Origin of the sequence: Enterobacter sp. CPE_E863, assembly GCF_046521465.1 — a bacterium.
In the GTDB taxonomy this organism is placed as follows: domain Bacteria; phylum Pseudomonadota; class Gammaproteobacteria; order Enterobacterales; family Enterobacteriaceae; genus Enterobacter; species Enterobacter adelaidei.
The window spans coordinates 102,471-119,830 of sequence record NZ_JBKFZX010000003.1; the positions used below are offsets into that span (position 1 = coordinate 102,471).

Annotated in this window: 16 protein-coding genes and 3 pseudogenes; 16 read left to right on the top strand and 3 right to left on the bottom strand. The window is 47.2% G+C overall.

What is annotated here, in order from left to right:
* Positions 1-19 precede the first annotated feature (19 nt).
* The 8 genes and pseudogenes from ACLHV8_RS24595 to ACLHV8_RS24630 form a co-directional block, all read left to right on the top strand.
* The gene (locus tag ACLHV8_RS24595; protein WP_410376783.1) at positions 20-757 is read left to right on the top strand and encodes a Gp138 family membrane-puncturing spike protein; all 738 of its coding nucleotides are present in this window, start codon (positions 20-22) and stop codon (positions 755-757) included.
* Positions 757-1,110, top strand: a complete 354-nt coding sequence (locus ACLHV8_RS24600; protein WP_016239889.1) for a hypothetical protein — start codon at positions 757-759, stop codon at positions 1,108-1,110. Before ACLHV8_RS24595 ends, ACLHV8_RS24600 begins: the two co-directional genes overlap by 1 nt.
* Positions 1,111-2,310 carry a baseplate J/gp47 family protein gene (locus ACLHV8_RS24605; protein ID WP_410376784.1) on the top strand — a complete coding sequence of 400 codons (1,200 nt, stop codon included), beginning with the start codon at positions 1,111-1,113 and terminating at the stop codon, positions 2,308-2,310.
* Positions 2,307-2,987, top strand: a complete 681-nt coding sequence (locus ACLHV8_RS24610) for a DUF2612 domain-containing protein (protein ID WP_264878914.1) — start codon at positions 2,307-2,309, stop codon at positions 2,985-2,987. The genes ACLHV8_RS24605 and ACLHV8_RS24610 overlap by 4 nt, the downstream gene beginning before the upstream one ends.
* Positions 2,987-3,889 carry a phage tail protein gene (locus ACLHV8_RS24615; RefSeq protein WP_410376785.1) on the top strand — a complete coding sequence of 301 codons (903 nt, stop codon included), beginning with the start codon at positions 2,987-2,989 and terminating at the stop codon, positions 3,887-3,889. The genes ACLHV8_RS24610 and ACLHV8_RS24615 overlap by 1 nt, the downstream gene beginning before the upstream one ends.
* Positions 3,889-4,479 carry a tail fiber assembly protein gene (locus ACLHV8_RS24620; RefSeq protein WP_410376786.1) on the top strand — a complete coding sequence of 197 codons (591 nt, stop codon included), beginning with the start codon at positions 3,889-3,891 and terminating at the stop codon, positions 4,477-4,479. Before ACLHV8_RS24615 ends, ACLHV8_RS24620 begins: the two co-directional genes overlap by 1 nt.
* Positions 4,480-4,827: 348 nt before the next feature.
* Positions 4,828-5,070: pseudogene (locus tag ACLHV8_RS24625) on the top strand (Arm DNA-binding domain-containing protein); the annotation flags it as partial.
* Positions 5,071-5,072: 2 nt separating this feature from the next.
* Positions 5,073-5,459, top strand: a pseudogene (locus ACLHV8_RS24630) (DNA primase); the annotation flags it as partial.
* Between the two features lie 350 nt (positions 5,460-5,809).
* Here ACLHV8_RS24630 and ACLHV8_RS24635 read toward each other — a convergent pair.
* Positions 5,810-6,391, bottom strand: a complete 582-nt coding sequence (locus ACLHV8_RS24635) for a hypothetical protein (RefSeq protein ID WP_125322005.1) — start codon at positions 6,389-6,391, stop codon at positions 5,810-5,812.
* 230 nt (positions 6,392-6,621) lie between these two features.
* On the opposite strand from ACLHV8_RS24635, the gene ACLHV8_RS24640 reads away from it, so the two are divergent.
* The 3 genes and pseudogenes from ACLHV8_RS24640 (at position 6,622) to ACLHV8_RS24650 (ending at position 9,341) form a co-directional block, all read left to right on the top strand.
* The gene (locus ACLHV8_RS24640) at positions 6,622-6,858 is read left to right on the top strand and encodes a hypothetical protein (RefSeq protein WP_080847372.1); all 237 of its coding nucleotides are present in this window, start codon (positions 6,622-6,624) and stop codon (positions 6,856-6,858) included.
* A gap of 54 nt (positions 6,859-6,912) precedes the next feature.
* On the top strand, positions 6,913-8,055 hold the full coding sequence (locus ACLHV8_RS24645) for a hypothetical protein (RefSeq protein ID WP_208595081.1): 1,143 nt from the start codon (positions 6,913-6,915) through the stop codon (positions 8,053-8,055).
* Positions 8,056-8,262: 207 nt separating this feature from the next.
* A pseudogene (locus ACLHV8_RS24650) lies at positions 8,263-9,341 on the top strand (IS3 family transposase).
* 440 nt (positions 9,342-9,781) lie between these two features.
* Here the strand turns inward: ACLHV8_RS24650 and ACLHV8_RS24655 are convergent.
* Positions 9,782-10,750 (bottom strand): IS5-like element IS903B family transposase, encoded by a 969-nt coding sequence (locus ACLHV8_RS24655; RefSeq protein ID WP_022649395.1) that lies wholly within the window; start codon positions 10,748-10,750, stop codon positions 9,782-9,784.
* A gap of 202 nt (positions 10,751-10,952) precedes the next feature.
* Positions 10,953-11,579, bottom strand: coding sequence for a TetR/AcrR family transcriptional regulator (locus ACLHV8_RS24660; protein WP_049006209.1), 627 nt, complete (start codon positions 11,577-11,579; stop codon positions 10,953-10,955).
* Between the two features lie 138 nt (positions 11,580-11,717).
* On the opposite strand from ACLHV8_RS24660, the gene ACLHV8_RS24665 reads away from it, so the two are divergent.
* From ACLHV8_RS24665 to ACLHV8_RS24685, 5 genes are all read left to right on the top strand, one after another.
* Positions 11,718-12,005, top strand: coding sequence for a YtcA family lipoprotein (locus tag ACLHV8_RS24665; protein ID WP_072001243.1), 288 nt, complete (start codon positions 11,718-11,720; stop codon positions 12,003-12,005).
* Positions 12,006-12,014: 9 nt separating this feature from the next.
* A complete protein-coding gene (gene mdtN, locus ACLHV8_RS24670) occupies positions 12,015-13,034 on the top strand; it encodes a multidrug transporter subunit MdtN (RefSeq protein WP_208595083.1) in 1,020 nt (339 codons plus the stop codon).
* 12 nt (positions 13,035-13,046) lie between these two features.
* The gene (locus ACLHV8_RS24675) at positions 13,047-15,026 is read left to right on the top strand and encodes an FUSC family protein (RefSeq protein WP_208595084.1); all 1,980 of its coding nucleotides are present in this window, start codon (positions 13,047-13,049) and stop codon (positions 15,024-15,026) included.
* A 293-nt stretch (positions 15,027-15,319) separates the two neighbouring features.
* Positions 15,320-16,900 carry an AMP-binding protein gene (locus tag ACLHV8_RS24680; protein ID WP_208595085.1) on the top strand — a complete coding sequence of 527 codons (1,581 nt, stop codon included), beginning with the start codon at positions 15,320-15,322 and terminating at the stop codon, positions 16,898-16,900.
* Positions 16,897-17,349: a MarR family winged helix-turn-helix transcriptional regulator gene (locus tag ACLHV8_RS24685; protein WP_208595086.1), complete on the top strand. Its 453-nt coding sequence runs from the start codon at positions 16,897-16,899 to the stop codon at positions 17,347-17,349. Before ACLHV8_RS24680 ends, ACLHV8_RS24685 begins: the two co-directional genes overlap by 4 nt.
* Positions 17,350-17,360 lie beyond the last annotated feature (11 nt).

The window sequence follows — 17,360 nt, forward strand, 5'->3', positions numbered from 1 at the left end:
GTTTTTTTATGGAGTTTTTATGCCAATTCCAACTCAATCACAGATCGGCGGCGAGCAGCAGACCGCGCAGGCCATTGCCGATTCAGTGTCTACCCAGATGCGCGTAGCGATGCCTGGCATCATTCAGTCGTTCGATCCTGACGCTGTAACCTGCACAGTAGAAGTGGCGCTTCGCGGTATTGTTGGCGATGGTTCCACCGAATTAAAACCGCTGGTGGATGTGCCGGTTATCTTTCCGCGCGGAGGCGGTTGCACGCTGACCTTTCCGGTAAAAGAAGGCGACGAGTGTCTGCTGATCTTTGCCGACCGTTGCATCGATTTTTGGTGGCAGAGTGGCGGTGTTCAGGAGACCGTAGACCCGCGCCAGCATGACTTATCTGATGCGTTCGCCATTGTTGGCCCGCAGTCGCAGGCGCAGAAAATAGGCGGTATCAGTACCGGGTCCACGCAGCTGCGCAGCGACGACGGGAGCACCTATTTCGAGCTCAATCCCACCACGCAGAAAATTAAAATTGTAGCGCCGGGCGGCCTGGATGTTATCGCGCCTGAATCGACATTCTCAGCGAAGGTAACGATTACAGGTCTACTCACCTGGATGGGGGGGATGGTCGGCAGTCTTGCCAGCGGAACAGCGGCGAAAATTACTGGTGCGATTGAATTCTTTGGGACGCTTAAATCTAACGGTAAATCTATTGATGACACGCACACCCACAAAGGCGTTCAGACGGGTAGCGGCAATTCTGGCGGGGTAAACTGATGCGATACCGACGAGAAGATGCTGACGGCGATTACACTTTCGGGCAGGGTGACGACACCTTCCTTATCGACAGCCCGGAATGTGTCGCCCAGGCCGTAAAAACCCGTTTCGAGCTGTGGCGCGGTCAGTGGTTTCTCGATCTGACGGAAGGAACGCCGTATGTTCAGTCAGTGCTTGGGAAGCAGCGATCAGACGTCTACATTCTGGCTATACGCGAACGCATTCAGGACACTCCGGGCGTTCTGTCGATTCTTTCCTTCGATACCAACTATGACGGCACCAGCCGCCGCGTCACTTTCACTTCCTCCATTGACACAATCTACGGCCAGACGACTGTAACAAGCGAGGCATAAATGGCTTTGAACCTCGACACGCTGGGGCTATCGGCAACGGTAACCGCCCAGGGGATTAGTGCGCCTGATTACCAGACAATCCTCGATACACTGACCAGCTATTTCAGGCAGATTTACGGTAGTGATGCCTACCTCGAACCAGACAGCAAAGACGGGCAGATGGTCGCGCTGGTGGCTCTTGCCGTGCATGACGCTAACAATACCGCTATCGAGATCTACAACTCGTTTTCACCGACGACAGCGCAGGCCGCAGCGCTTAGCAGCAATGTGAAAATTAACGGGATCACGCGAAAAGTAGCGACAAACTCTACTGCTGACCTTCTGTTAACCGGTACGGCGGGCACGACTATCACGAATGGCTCCGCACGGGATAAAAACGGCATTATCTGGAATTTTCCCGCGAGTGTAGCGATCGGCGTTGATGGTACTGTACTGGTGACAGCCACATGTGCGAATAGCGGTTCGGTTGCGGCGATGGCCGGGACTATCACCACCATTAATACACCGACTCGCGGCTGGGTGTCGGTAACCAACCCGGCTGCGGCTACTGTCGGTTCACCAGCTGAAACCGACGCAGAGCTGCGCATTCGGCAGGGGCAAAGCGTCGCGCTATCATCGATCACACCGTTTGAAGGCGTCGACGGTGCGATCGCCAACGTTGCTGGCGTGACACGTCACAAGCTCTACGAGAATGATACTGGTGCAACCGACAGCAACGGGCTACCGCCTCATTCCATTTCCGCCATCGTCGATGGAGGTGATGTTACCGAGATAGCCCAGACAATCCGGGGAAACAAAGGGCAGGGAACGGCAACTTTCGGGACAACCTCTGTCACGGTACCGGACACCTACGGCAACCCACACGTGATCAACTTCTCGCGGTCTACTGATGTCCCGATTTACGGGCATATCACTCTGAAAGCCTTCACGGGCTACACGTCGCAAATTGGCGTACAGATTCAGCAGGCCGTCGCGGATTACATCAACGGGCTGACCATCGGTGACGATGTGCTGCTGAGCAGGATTTATTCACCGGCGAACCTCGGCGTAGTGAGTGGCGGCAATGCGCGCTACTACGACATACAGGAGCTGCTGATTGGCAAATCAGCCGGTAGCGTAGCGGCGGCAAACATCATTATCGCCTACAACGAATCCGCGTCGTGTAAACCCGAAAACATTGTTCTAACGGTGACGTCATGAGCAAGTACACGGATTTAATCACCAACTATCACGCCACTAAGCCGAAATTTTTTGATCACATCGACCTGAGCACGCGGCCACTGATTGATATCACCGGCGCCACCAGGGGGCTGGTAAGCGCTTTCGATATTGATACCGCTGTCGGCGTCCAGCTCGATACGCTCGGCCTCTGGATTGGTCGCAGTCGCATCGTCAGTCAGCCGATAAGCGGGGTGTATTTTAGCTGGGACACTGACGGACTCGGATATGACCAGGGCGTATGGCAAGGCCCGTATGATCCAGATGCAGGCTATACAACGCTGAGCGATACAACCTATCGCATCGTTCTTAAGGCAAAAATCGCCATCAACAACTGGGACGGCCGCAATGATTCGCTGCCTCCCATCCTTGACGCTGCAACTGCAGGCTCTGGCCTGAAGATGCAAATCGTTGACAACCAGGACATGACGATCTCGGTCTGGGCATTTCCCGAGACTGATATTTCAAATGTGTCTCTCGAACTGATCGCCGCTATCAAACAGGGCTATCTCACCGTTAAAGCTGCTGGCGTATGGGCGGGTGACATTGAAACGCCTTCGATAGAAACACCGTCAGAAGGTTCTAAATTTTTTGGGTTTGATATGGATAACGAATACATCGGCGGTTTCGATGTTGGAGCATGGGGGACTTTACTCTAATGGCAACAAATAACTTTAAACCGTTCGCGACAGCAGCGAATGCTAACGTGATGTCTCAGGTTGACTGGGAAGCACTACCGGCGCTTTTGTCCGGCTTTATTAGCGGGCCAGCAAAATCAGCGCAGGTAAACAAAGCCATTCGACAGGCCAGCTTTATAGCGGCAGCGTTGGCGCAGTACACCGCTAACAAAAGCGGGCTGGACGTGCTTGATGATGGTGACCTGAACGGGTTTATCTCCAAAATGAGGACCGCTTTTGGGAAGGATTTCCAGGCGCTTGACGCCACGCTGACGGCATTGACTGGGCTCGCAACCGGTGCAAATAAACTCCCGTATTTCACTGGAACTGATACAGCATCACAGACTGATTTAACTTCTGTCGGCCGGGATATTATCGGGAAAAGCACTATCGCTGACATTCTCACATACCTTCGTTTGGGAGCAGGCGCACCAGCTATCGGTATTCCGTTCTTCTGGCCGTCCTCGGCGATGCCCAATACAGTTATGACTGAATGGGCTGACATGGTTTTTCTGAAGTTCAACGGGGCCACATTCTCAGCATCGACATACCCAAAACTTGCTCAGGTTTTTCCTGGGTTAACGCTACCTGAAGCGCGCGGGGAATTTTTGCGTATCTGGGATGATGGCCGAGGTATCGATAATTCACGTAGTTTATTGAGTTATCAGTCTGGAGCATTTCAGAGCCACTCTCACCGTCTCCTGTTGAGCGCTGGTAGTGTTGGCAGCGGCAATGTCATTGGCATTGATAATAATTTAAATGGAACTTTAACTTACGGTATTAACCAACCTGGTGGAGGCCAGATACAGGCGATTGAAAATACGGGTGATACAGAAACACGCCCACGTAACATCGCATTCAACTTTTTAGTAAGGGCTAAATAATGAAACCTATTTTCGATAAAAATGGACTGGCAATAGAACCGGGTGAAATCCGATGCTATTACTACGACGCGGTGACGTTTGAATACATGGGATGGTCTGACGAATATATTAATATTGGTGTCAGTATGCCGGGTGATTCTACTGATATTGACCCTGGTGATGAAGTGGCTGGGAAGGTCGCTGTATTCCAGAGCGGCGGATGGGTGCTTAATGAAGACCATCGTTGTGAAACGGTATATTCAACCGCTGACGCCTCGGCCTCTACGGTAGATTATATCGGTCCAGTTAAGGATGGTTACACCAGTCTTGCCCCTTCAGGTCCTTACCAGAAATGGGATGGGAAAAAGTGGATAACAGATACAGATGCTCAGCATGCTGCTGATGTAAAAGCGGCGGATAAGCAGAAAACCGCGTTACTGGTTGAAGCGCAGGAAACAATCAGTTTCTGGCAAACTGAGCTGCAACTGGGCATCATCAGCGACGAAGACAAAGCAAACCTGATTGCCTGGATGCAGTACATTAAAGCTGTGCAGGCAGTGGACACCTCGAAAGCACCGGATATCATCTGGCCTGAGCCACCAGCGGCTTAATCTTATTTTGGCGATGTGCCAGATTTGTGCCATACATGGTAAATCGCCTTCCTCTTTCTTACATCATGTGCCATTGAGTTGCCTGATGTGAATGCGGCAATGTGTATGTAAAACAGCTAGTTAAATGTGATTCTACTAATTCGTAATGCGAAGGTCGTAGGTTCGACTCCTATTATCGGCACCATTCAAGCATCTCTCAAAGTATACTCAAGCCCTCTAGAACCCTTTATACATTAGATTTAAGCCCTTTCTCATTATTTTGAGGTCTAGCGAAGTACCCCTTAATCTACATCATCTTGGGGGGATATCCGGGGGTATACGCTGTTCGGTCTAAAGGAGATACCTCCAATGAAGCTAAACGCTCGGCAGGTAGGGACAGCTAAGCCAAAGGATAAGCCATACAAGATGGCTGATGGCGGTGGGCTTTATCTGCTTGTTAACCCAAATGGTGCTCGGTACTGGCGCTTAAAATACCGTGTTGATGGCAAAGAGAGACTCTTGGTGTTGAGCGTTTACCCTGCTGTTACTCTTGCTGATGCTCGCTCAAAACGTGATGAGGCAAAAAGGGGTATCGTTGGGGGTATCGATCCGGGGGGACCGGAAATAAGGAGCATCAGCAGGTCATTGAACAGTGTGAGGCCTTTCTTAACGCCTATGGCATGAGCCGTTTCGCTCCGCTCAATTATGATCCGCGCGATTTGCCGATTCATGAGCTCTACGGATACAGAGACAAGGGGGGAGATTTTAATGAACCGGTACTGTTTTATTTCCTGCCGACACCTTTTAAAAATGAGGTAGCCAAGGGCTTCAATAAGGATACGGTGGTGAGAATTCTCAGTGAGTCGGGGATGCTGAAAAAGCCAGGGCACGGCAAAGGCTGGCAGATTAAAACGCCGCGGTTAAAGCATCTGAATAATGCTCAGCCATGGACTTATGTTTTGCTGTTTGCCCCTGAACTGACAGAAGAAAAAACGCAGTAGCGATGTGACTTTTAGTTGCCTCAGTTGCCTCAGTTGCCTCAGTTGCCTCAGTTGCCTCAGTTGCCTCAGTTGCCTCATAGCTAGTTAGATTTTCTATCTAATTAATATATATGGTTTTTTACAAAGATTGTTGAGGCAACTCTGAGGCAATTACTACCTTGTTTGAGGCAAATACTGCGTGTTTTGAGGCAACTTACAAACTGAGGCAACCGGATTTCAGCGCGAGTTGCCTCAAATCACCCCTGAGTTGCCTCACATTTTGAAATTAAAACCTTAAAATACATATGGTTGTAATTTCTGAGGCAATGAGGCAACTGAGGCAACCACTTTTTGTATCTCTATAATGATTTTTATCCAGCGGTAACCAACAACCACTGCAGGAGCAGAAGTGTCAAATAGACCGCTGAGGTAAAGCCAAGCAAAAGCAAAAAAGCCAATGTTCGCTTCACCAAAGGACTGAAATCGCGATAGTGAACGAGGTTAATTTCACGGGCTATCGATTCCTTGGATCTTATTGCAAGGATGTCAGGCAAATCTCCGTTGATAGAAAGAGCTTCGAACATTACAGAGTCCTTTGGAGCAAGGCTTTCAAATTCAATGATGTACCTTCCATCAGCCTCTTTGAATTCTGTAAACTTCCGAACCGGCCATATATTCAGATATCTCGGTTGATAGTTGAAAATCACCTCAATTTTTGTTGCGACTTCTCGACCTTCATTTAACAACGTGACCGAACGTGTGTGTACAAGTTGCTGGTGGCGAATAACTTCACCTTCTGGATTCCTTAAAGGTTCAGGAACGAGAAAAGTAAAGTTGTGCAACTCGCCGTATGCAAGCCTGACGCGAGCCTTGAAGTAAGTATTTAAGGTCCATGTGAGTAACGCCGCTACTACTGAAAAAATCTCTTTGCCATAGAGTTTCAAAAATTCCATTTGACGCCTTCGCTATATCAGCCATGAACACCTGACAGATAAGTCGGCACTTCAACAATGCCAATCGACTTAAATTCCTGCCCTTCAAGGCTATGAGGTTAGCACGAAACTTTCCTGCTTAGTGTTGTGGTGTTTTTTACGTTCTTCTTCTGATCGGTAGCTTAGCTACACATCTCATTTAAGGGATTATCGATCACGAGAACGGCGGCAATTAACTTCCGGAAAGTGACATGTCACGGGCCATAAATGGCGGGATGAATTACAACCCCGTGCAGTACCTCAGTGGCTATGGCGCTCCTGTTGTTTCATCCACCAGCAACCATTCAGGGGGGACCATCAACCAGACCAATCATTACAACATAATCGCTGGTGGCGTGGATGCGGACGGGCTGGTGAGGCGTATCAAGCAGGAACAGTCGGAAGACATTCATCAGCCAATGAATTTGACCAAGACTGACAAATTCTAATACGTCTAACTTCCTGATAGGATTAATCCGAATGCGTTCAACTGGGATAGGGATATGAAGAAAACTTTGATTGCAACATTAGTGGGCATAACGATGTTAACCGGGTGTGGGCCACAAGAGTTAACCCCCGAACAAAAACAGGAAGTTTCTGCACTTAAGGCTGAGTTGTCCCAAACTGAGGGAGAAATCTCAGCAGCGAAAGAAGTTGATCAACAATTTTCTGGTGGGTTAATCAAGAATTTAACGACAGCAAGATTGGAGGTTTTAGGAACTAATAAGGCTCTTTTAGAACAGCGTATCAATGCTATTGAGTCCGGTGCCAAAATTGATGTAGTTGTCTCTGGTACCAAGCCAGACCCTGAACTTGCTGCCTCTATTAAAACAGAGATCGATAATCTGACTGTTAAAATTAACGAAGCTAAAGCAGATGCCAGCCAGTACACTGGTGGTTTGATTCAGGTACTGAAACTATCAGCAGTTGCCACTGAAGAGCAAAGCATGGCTATGCTTCAGCAAAAATACCTTACCGCTAAGTATGGGCTCGCTGAAGTTAAGTTAGCACCTGTTCAAGATAATGCAGCAACCGCCAGCGGCAAGAAGGAAGCAACTTCTAAAACTACCCAAGAACAACCCCCTCTGTTGCCACCCGCTGAAGGCCCGTTCGGTCTTGAAGCTGGTCTGACCCAGAAAAATATCGAAGATATGATCGGGGCAAAGTTAAAACCACTACCGGATAGCGTGAATCTGTATACTTCCGATACACTACCGAAGCAAAACGCAGATTTTGAAATGTATGGTTTGTTGATCTCGCCTAAATCTGGCTTATGTCAAATACGGGCTTTAGGAAAAAATATTGATACTGATAGCTATGGTTTGGCTCTTAAATCCAAGTTTGAGGAATTGAGTAATTCTCTAAGCTCACTGTATGGAAAGGCTGAAACTACAGACCTTTTGCTTGCTGGTTCAATCTGGAAAGAGCCTCAGGACTGGATGATGGGGCTAAACAAAAAAGAGCGCTTCTTATCTGCAACCTGGAAGGGCGCAAAAGAAACGCCGCTAAAAAATAATATTGATACTATCTCTATTGAAGCCAGAGCTAACAGCTCTTCCAAAGGATATGTCTACCTCCAATACTCATTTAAAAATAATGATGTGTGTCAGGCTGAGATTGAGGGAGCAAAAAAAAGTTCACTGTAAAACACTCCCCCCATTCTAATGGGGGGGTTATTAAAAGTCAGAAATAGTCATGTTGTTAAATGAAGTATAAATACTGTCAATATATTCTATTCGTCTGCTTCTGCTGCCTTCTATTTCCTGCAGTAGGGAATCTTTCTGACCTGCTCCCCGTTGATTAATACACCCCGATGTTAGTAATGTCTTCATAAGCCACATGAGGACATCCCCATGAAGAAGCGTGTTTCCGACGAACAGATCATCAGTATTCTTCGCGAAGCGGAAGCCGGAGCTTCTGCCCGTGAGCTCTGCCGTAAGTACGCCATTTCCGACGCCACCTATTATACCTGGCGTAAGAAGTATGGCGGTATGGAGGTGCCCGAGGTGAAGCGGCTTAAATCTCTTGAAGAGGAGAACGCCCGCCTCAAGAAGCTGCTTGCCGAAGCCATGCTGGATAAGGAGGCACTTCAGGTGGCCCTGGGGCGAAAGTACTGACGACAGGCCAGAAGCGGGAAGCCGTTGAGTTTATGTGTGATGCGACCGGTCTGTCGCAACGTCGTGCCTGCAGGCTTACGGGTTTGTCCCTGTCGACCTGCCGCTATGAGGCTCAGCGTCCGGCAGCTGATGCGCATTTATCAGGGCGCATCACTGAGCTGGCACTGGAGCGCAGGCGTTTTGGCTACCGCCGCATCTGGCAGCTGCTGCGTCGTGAGGGCCTTCACGTCAATCACAAGCGTGTATACCGTATTTACCACCTTAATGGACTGAGCGTAAAACGCAGACGACGCCGTAAAGGGCTGGCAACCTAACGGTTTCCGCTTCTGCGCCCGGATGCGCCGAACCTGACATGGTCGATGGATTTCGTTATGGACGCACTGGCCAACGGTCGGAGGATCAAGTGCCTGACCTGTGTGGATGATTTCACGAAGGAGTGTCTGACAATCACCGCTACTTTCGGTATTTCAGGCGTTCAGGTCACGCGTATTCTGGACAGCATCGCGCTGTTTAGGGGCGATCCGGCGACAATAAGAACCGATCAGGGTCCGGAATTTACCTGCCGCGCGCTCGATCAATGGGCCTTTGAGCATGGTGTGGAACTACGGCTTATCCAGCCAGGTAAGCCAACGCATAACGGATTTATTGAGAGTTTTAACGGACACTTTCGCGATGAGTGTCTGAATGAACACTGGTTCAGCGATATTCTTCATGCCCGGAAAACGATTAATGACTGGCGGCAGGATTATAACGAGTGCCGTCCCCATTCATCGCTGGATTACCAAACACCAGCTGAATTCGCAACGGACTGGTGAAACAGGAAATATGAAGAAAAACCAACCGACATTACTAACTGAAGGTTGTATCTAATCCTGGTGGCAGGTCAAAAGACCTATTTGGACACGGTAAAAAGAGAGGGAGACGTGCCTTTTTATATAAAGGTTTCATGGCGAAAATAAATAGAAGAATGTAATCACTATCAGTGAAATTAGAAAGCATTTTGGCAATAAATGCTCTCAATATAATAATAGGTTGATTGATTTTAATTGGTTTTTTAAGATGGTTTGTCCACGATTTCTTGATATACTTAAGCGCGAAGTATTCTTCTGAATTTGGCCTGCTTAATTGCAGGCTTTTTTTTAATTATAGAAAATTCAGTATCAAGAACATCGGTTTGCTAACCACATTTACTCACTGGTTGGCTTTGTTGAATAAATCAGATTTCGGGTAAGTCTCCCCGTAGCGGGTTGTGTTTTCAGGCAATACGCACGCTTTCAGGCATACCTGCTTTCGTCATTTTGTTCAGCGCTCGTACCAGGGCCATAGCCTCTGCAACCTGACCATCGTAGTCACGCAGTGTCAGTGAACCTCCGAACAGCTGTTTTACCCGGTACATCGCCGTTTCCGCTATCGAGCGACGGTTATAATCTGTTGTCCATTTCCACCGCGCATTACTCCCGGTCAGCCGCTGATTCGCAACAGCACGGTTACGGTCTGCATATTCACCGGGCCAGTAACCCGCGCCTTTTCGGGGCGGGATAAGCGCGCTGATTTTCTTACGCCGCAGTTCATCGTGACAGAGCCGGGTGTCGTAAGCGCCGTCTGCCGATGCTGCCCTGATTTTTCTGTGAGTCTGCCGGATAAGACCCGGGAAGGCTTCTGAGTCCGTCACATTGTTCAGCGACAGGTCTGCACAGATGATTTCATGTGTGTTGCTGTCAACTGCCAGATGCAACTTTCGCCAGATACGGCGGCGTTCCTGGCCATGTTTTTTGACTTTCCATTCGCCTTCACCAAAGACCTTCAGCCCGGTGGAATCAATCACCAGATGCGCGATTTCACCCCGGGTGGGCGTTTTGAAACTGACATTAACCGACTTTGCGCGCTTGCTGACACTGGTGTAATCCGGGCAGCGCAACGGAACATTCATCAGTGTAAAAATGGAATCAATAAAACCCTGTGCAGCCCGCAGGGTCAACCTGAACACGCGTTTAATGACCAGAACGGTGGTGATGGCGAGATCAGAATAGCGCTGAGGTCTTCCCCGTGATGAAGGCGTTGCCGACTCATACCAGGCCTGAATAGCTTCATCATCCAGCCAGAAAGTTATGGAGCCACGGTTGATGAGGGCTTTATTGTAGGTGGGCCAGTTGGTGATTTTGAACTTTTGCTTTGCCACGGAACGGTCTGCGTTGTCGGGAAGATGCGTGATCTGATCCTTCAACTCAGCAAAAGTTCGATTTATTCAACAAAGCCTCACTGGTTGTGACGTTCTTTCGCGGATGTAGCCAGCATGCAATTCAACCACCTCTTGATGCTATGAGAGGTAGTGCATGGAGCGGGGGGGGATTAACAACCATGCACTTCAGGACATATACTCAGACATATATCAGCAATAAATACCTATGATATCAAAGGTATTTTTACTAATCCGATTTAACCAACTGTACTTCCGTTGATTCAAGGTAGAGTGCTAGAGAATGCAGTATTTTGGGAATGAACTCGTAAGGAAGTTTATTATCCCGCTGGAAAGCCTGCTGCAGAGTACCTATAGCGAGGGAATGAAGGAAGTTCGCTTCTCGTATAATTTCTGATTTTGTAACGTTACGGTTCCTGCGCTCTAATATATGGATCAGGAAAGCAAGAAACTTCGACTGAGTAAAATCCGGATTTATTCTCAGAAGAAGTGGTAAATAGGCCTTGTTCTCAATAAGGAAGTTGGCATAGGGCTGAAAAATAGCATTAATAAGATCGCCTGCAGGCAAAGAGCACCAGTCCTGCTCCACATATTGGTTTTTTTTCGCATCCAACATCTCGGAAAGTTTGTTATCAAAACTGAGCTTCAGTGATTCCTTAACGGACTCAATATCGGGGAAAAAATGATAAAGCGAACCCGGCGCTGTACCTGAACGCTTTGCAAGTTCCTGAATAGTGAGCTTTTCAATGGAGATGTCACTGATAATCTCAGCGGCTGCATCCAGGATTTTTTGAACCCTGAGGTGCCCCCTTCGTTGCATGGGGGGTCGTAAGCGGTTGGTATCTGAAATTGCCATAATGTGTCCTGGAAGAAGGTGACCTGTTGGTTGTCTATTTTGCACGATCTTGAGATTTGGTGCTGTATAAGATAAGCTAAACTTGAATAAAGATTCAAGTTTAGCTACTTTAACATTAAATTTCATGAACATACGAAAATGTACAAACATCCAGGCAAGCCATCATCATTCCATCTTCTGACGGTGCTGTTTATTGCCGTGAGCTCCCTGACTGGGTGTTCTCCCGCACCTTCTGTTGTCTTGTTCGGCGCATCCTTCCCTGACTGGCTTCTGTGTACGGGCATCGGTGTCACAGGAATGACGCTCTTACACATACTTTCCAGTAACTTGCACAAAACGGGCTGGTTATCCCCGGCAGTCGTTGTGTATCCCTGCGTTACAGCATTGATTTCTATGCTGACATGGCTGATTTTCTTCCCGTCTTAAGGTGCCGAAATGACCGTAAAAAGAAAAATTTATGCGCTCAGTTTATTTCTGGTGACGCTGATGGTTTTGGTGCTTGTCTTGTTCAGAATTGATGCCGCACCGCGTACTGATGATGCTTATGTCTATGCTGACACCATCAACGTCGTTCCTGAGGTGAGTGGCAGAATTATTGAATTGCCAGTCAAAGATAACCAGCTCGTGAAAAAAGGGGAGCTGCTTTACCGCATTGATCCGCGTCCATTCCAGAATTCACTGGATGCCAGTCAGGCCCGTCTGATCACCCTGAATGAGCAGATCAAGTTATCAGAACGCTCCGTCAGTGCGCAGCAGTACAACGCCGATGCCGTCGCTGCCCAGGTAGAGAGTGCCCGTAGCCAGTATCAGCAGGCGCAGGATACATATAACCGTAAGCTGGCGCTGATGGGTAAAAACTATGTGTCTAAAGAAGAGCTGGAGCAGGCCAGAACAGCGAGAAACAGTGATGAAGCTAATTATAACTCGACCAGACTTCAGGCCCGACAGGCCAGTGCCGCTGTCAGCGGTGTGGATGCGCTTGTGGCGCAGCGGGATGAAGTAAGGGCACAAATTGCCGAAGCTAAGCTGAATCTTGAATACAGTGAAGTTCGTGCCCCATTCGATGGACGAGTCACAGCACTGAAGACCACTGCGGGTCAATATGCATCCCCGGCACAACCTGTCATGACGCTCATTGATACAGGGCAGTGGTATGTCATCGCCAACTTCAGGGAAACCGATCTGAAAGGTATTACTGAAGGAACAACGGCAACGGTATTTATCATGGCGGATACCGGCAAAGCTTTTTCTGGCACCGTAGACTCAATGAGCTATGGCGTTGCACCGGGTGACAGTGCCACCGTCGGAGGACTGCAGTTAGTCGAAAAGACCATTAACTGGGTTCATGTTTCCCAGCGTTTCCCGGTAAAAATAAAAATGTCTGAAACCGATAAAGGACTCTTCCGTATTGGTGCTTCAGCTGTTGTAACGTTGCACCGCGGCAACAAGTTTTAACGGGGTCAGACTATGGGTACCACGTCTCCTGCTATGAGTGATTTGTGGATTTCTATGCGTCCATATCCCGGGCGTCTGAACCATGTCTTACGTGCTATGGTGGCTTGTACGATTGTGGTGATCATGTCGCAAAGCCTGCAGGTACCGCTGCTGGCTTTGTCATTAATTACCGTTTTTTTTGTCACCCAGACGAACATTGTTGTGACCAGACTGACGGGGATATTGTTTATCGTCGGGTCCACTTTCTCTATTGTTCTGTCATTAATTGTTCTGAAAGTGACATGGAATACCCCATTTTTGCGGATCCTAATCTCCTTCACGCTTTTTTTTGTCAGTGCGTTTTTGATGCGGACGACAAAAATCGGCGTGGTATTTTTTGTGGTTGCTATTGTCGCAATATACACGCAAAGCCTTGTGGATATTTCACCTGATGCAGATACTCTGGTCAGAGGGATCCTTTGGGTATGGGTGGCCGTTAACTATCCCATTGCCGTGACATTAATTGTCAATTCTCTCCTGATGCCATTGGAGCCGGAGATTCAGCTAAAACGGACCATTGGGAAGCAATTGTCGGATATGGCTTCTCTACTTTCAGCTGATGCCGCGTTACTGCGAAGACAAAACACCTTAAGCCAGGCAGGACGCGATATTCAGACGCTGTACCGGCTTTTGCGTTACAAAACGATGCGGGACAAACATGCTGCACAAAAAGGGGGGCATTATCTTACTGCGATCGCAATTGTTTCTGAACTGCGTACAGCATCTTGCCATCTTCCCGCTAGCTTTGAAGGGGAGGATGTATTAAAGGATGCAGAAACACTCCGTAATGCAATAAAGCAGTTAGAATTAATGCTAATTAATGGGGAGCCTGACTGGCAAACGAAACCTCCGGTATTGCATTCCGCAGAACCAGCCTTTATCGCGATAGCGGACATTATCAGCTCTTATAACAAACAAGTGGCGGCAGCGGAAAATAAGGCAAATACCCAGGAACTATCGCCAGGTACACACGCGGGTGTTCTGGTAAAGGATGCCTTCAGCAACGAAAATTATGTGTTTTTTTCACTTAAAACACTGCTGAGTGCGGCAGTTTGTTATTTGTTCTATACCGCAACGGACTGGTCAGGTATTCATACCATTATGCTCAGTTGTCTCATTGTTGCGCAGCCGGGTCTGGGGAATACGCATCGGAAAATCATCCTTCGTCTGGTCGGTGCTGCAGTTGGCAGTGTGTTTGCGCTGGTGGCTATTGTCTATCTTACTCCACGGATCGATACGCTGTTTGGCCTGCTCTGTATTGTGCTTCCAGTCATCGCATTGTCTTCGTGGATCTCTGCTGGCCCGGAGAATATAAGTTATGCAGGGGTGCAAATCATGTTCACCTTCGCTCTTGCGACGCTTGAGACGTTTGGTCCGGTCACAGGGTTGACAGAAGTAAGGGACAGGATCGTCGGTATTATCCTGGGGATTATCGTTGCAGGTCTTATCCATACCCTGATAAGACCGGAACGAGAGGGCGGTGTAATGTTGCAGAATCTTGGTGCATTATTTGATGAAGCCCGGAACTGGCTTCACAGTGCAACTCGCCATAATGAAACACGTCAGAAGGTCGCGACCGGTCTCGTGGAATGTGAAGATATCGCGGCCAGAGTTGCCATTGAACCCACCTGGTTTAGCGCTGAAGGATCGCATGATCAGTTGCATCAACACTCTCTGTCGATTTTGAACGCCATAAAAAATGTGCTTTTTTATATCGATCGCGTTTCGTTTGAAAAAGAACATCTGAAAAACCAGGAACCCGCCAATGAATTTATTTTGGGGATTCAGGGTAATATGGACAAGATTTCCAGTGTGTTAAATGGTAGGACTGTAAGCGATAGCGATGTTTATTATCCTGTTCCCGATAGCGTATTGCCGGACTCGTTCAGGGATGCCGCTAAGGGGTTAGAGGAGAGCCAGCGACACTTCTTTAACCTCACCTCAACGTTATAATTTGTCTTGTACTTAAGCCTATGGTAGAGCATAACTCGATGTTCTTGTTTTTTTGTAATTTTGTTAAAAAAATAAAGGTTATTTTCAAATTTATTTGGAGTGTTGGAGTATTGTGTTTTTGAGTTATTTGATCATGGGGTTGTGACTATGAAATATAGTGGAAGCATGAAGTAACGCCGTGAAATTAAAATAAGTGAGGGAACTCTCACTTATAAAAAAATACTACTCCAACTCTTGATTAAACATCTCTAATGTTAAAAATTAGTTAAAGACAATAACCGGGGGGCAATGCGGTGAATCAGAACCAGACTAAAGAACATCATACTTTGACCGAAATGTTTGAATCATCTTGCATAACTTATGAGTGCTATCCTGCCATTATATGCAACGATGCGATAGTCAGTTATGCAAAAATGGGCGAGCTCAGCAGAAATATTGCTGCATGGTTACAAAATGAAGCTTTTTTTACGCGTGGTGATTGTATCGCTATCATGCTTCCAAATTCATTACAGTATGCAATTTCAGTCATGGGGGTGTTACGGTCAGGGATGGTCGTTGTTAACATAAACCCAAATTCGACACGCTATGAAATTGAAAAATATATGATGGACTGTCGTCCTAAGGCCATCATTACGTTACCAGAACTGAAAGAAAAATGTCCGGAAGGTGATAATCTTTATATTATTGAAGCTGGTATGGATGATTTTCCGGACACGCCTGATGAATGTCTATCTGACTCATATGAAAAGGGAAATATCACCACTCTCGAAAAAATCATATTTTTGGGACAGTGTTTTTCATTTACCGCTCCCGAGGTAAAACAGAATACCCTGGCCTTTCTTCAGTATACCGGTGGCACGAGTGGAATTCCAAAGGCGGCAATGTTGACTCATGGCAATATCGCGGCAAACCTCAATCAATTACATCGTGTTTGCGGTGAATATCTGACAAAGGGTAAAGAGCGAATTGTAACTGCATTGCCCTTATATCATATCTTTTCACTAACGGTGAATTTTCTTTATTTCTTTTCGATTGGTGCAGTGAATATTTTTATCAGCAATGCCAGAAAAATTGATGACGTCATCAGTGCTATGATGAAGTATAAATTTACGGCCATTACAGGGGTTAACACGCTTTATAACGCATTGTTGAACCACCCTAAATTTGCAGAACTGGATTTCTCAGCAGTTAATTTTTGCGTTAGCGGTGGTACGGAGCTGGTTCGCCCTGTGGCTGAGAAATGGTTCGGCATTACAGGAAAACCGATTCTTGCTGGTTATGGCATGACGGAGTGTTCTCCTCTGGTTTCCGTTCAGTCTTTTGCAACCACGCAATGCCTGAGTAACGTGGGTTGTGCCGTCGCAGAGACGCAGATAAAACTGGTTGATGCCGATGGGAATACTGTTTCACCCGGTGAAAAAGGTGAAGTCGCAGTCAAAGGGCCTCAGGTTATGTCCGGGTACTGGAAAAGAGATGAAGAAACTCATGAAGCCTTAAGGGATGGATGGTATTTCACAGGCGATCTCGCCGTGCAGGATCGGCAAGGCGTCATTACTATTCAGGGCAGAAAGAAAGATATCATTATAGTTTCCGGGTTTAATGTTTACCCTGCTGAAATTGAAGCTGTGGTTCTGCAACATCCATTAGTCAAAGAGGCGGTGGCAATAGGCGTGCAGGATGATGTTACTGGCGAGGCGATAAAACTATTTATCGTACCATCAGATATAACGCCAATGGAAAGTGATATTCGGGAATACTGCCGGAAATTCTTGACATCATATAAAGTACCTAAACATATTGAATATATTGATGCATTACCTAAATCTGGTGTGGGTAAGGTTCTCAGATATAAACTTAAAGGTATTTCTGAATGAGCGAAAAGCCGCTATCGAACGATCTTATTCGTGTGATTGAAAAACTTAATGTCCTTTATCACGAGATGAGGAATGAAGTTAATAAAACTTTATTGCCAATGGCGTTAAGCTTATCAAAATTGCGTGTGTTGAAGGTTATACAAGATACGCCACAATGCTATGCTTCAAGCATCATGGATTGTCTGAACTTCACCTCCCGAAGTGTCACGGAAGCTCTGGATTTTCTCTTATTAGCCGGATTCATTACACGTGAAAAAGAATCTGGTAATCGTAAAGTGAAAATTGTCCGGCTCACCACGGCGGGAGAAATTATCCTTGCCAAAGCTATGAGCGAGCGGGACAGGAAACTGAATGAATTACTGTCTTGCATGAATAATAGTGATTTGGAAATGTTCCAGGACGTTATTAACAGAATGTTTATTTCGTACAAGAGCATGAAAGGCTTGTAATGGGGTTATTG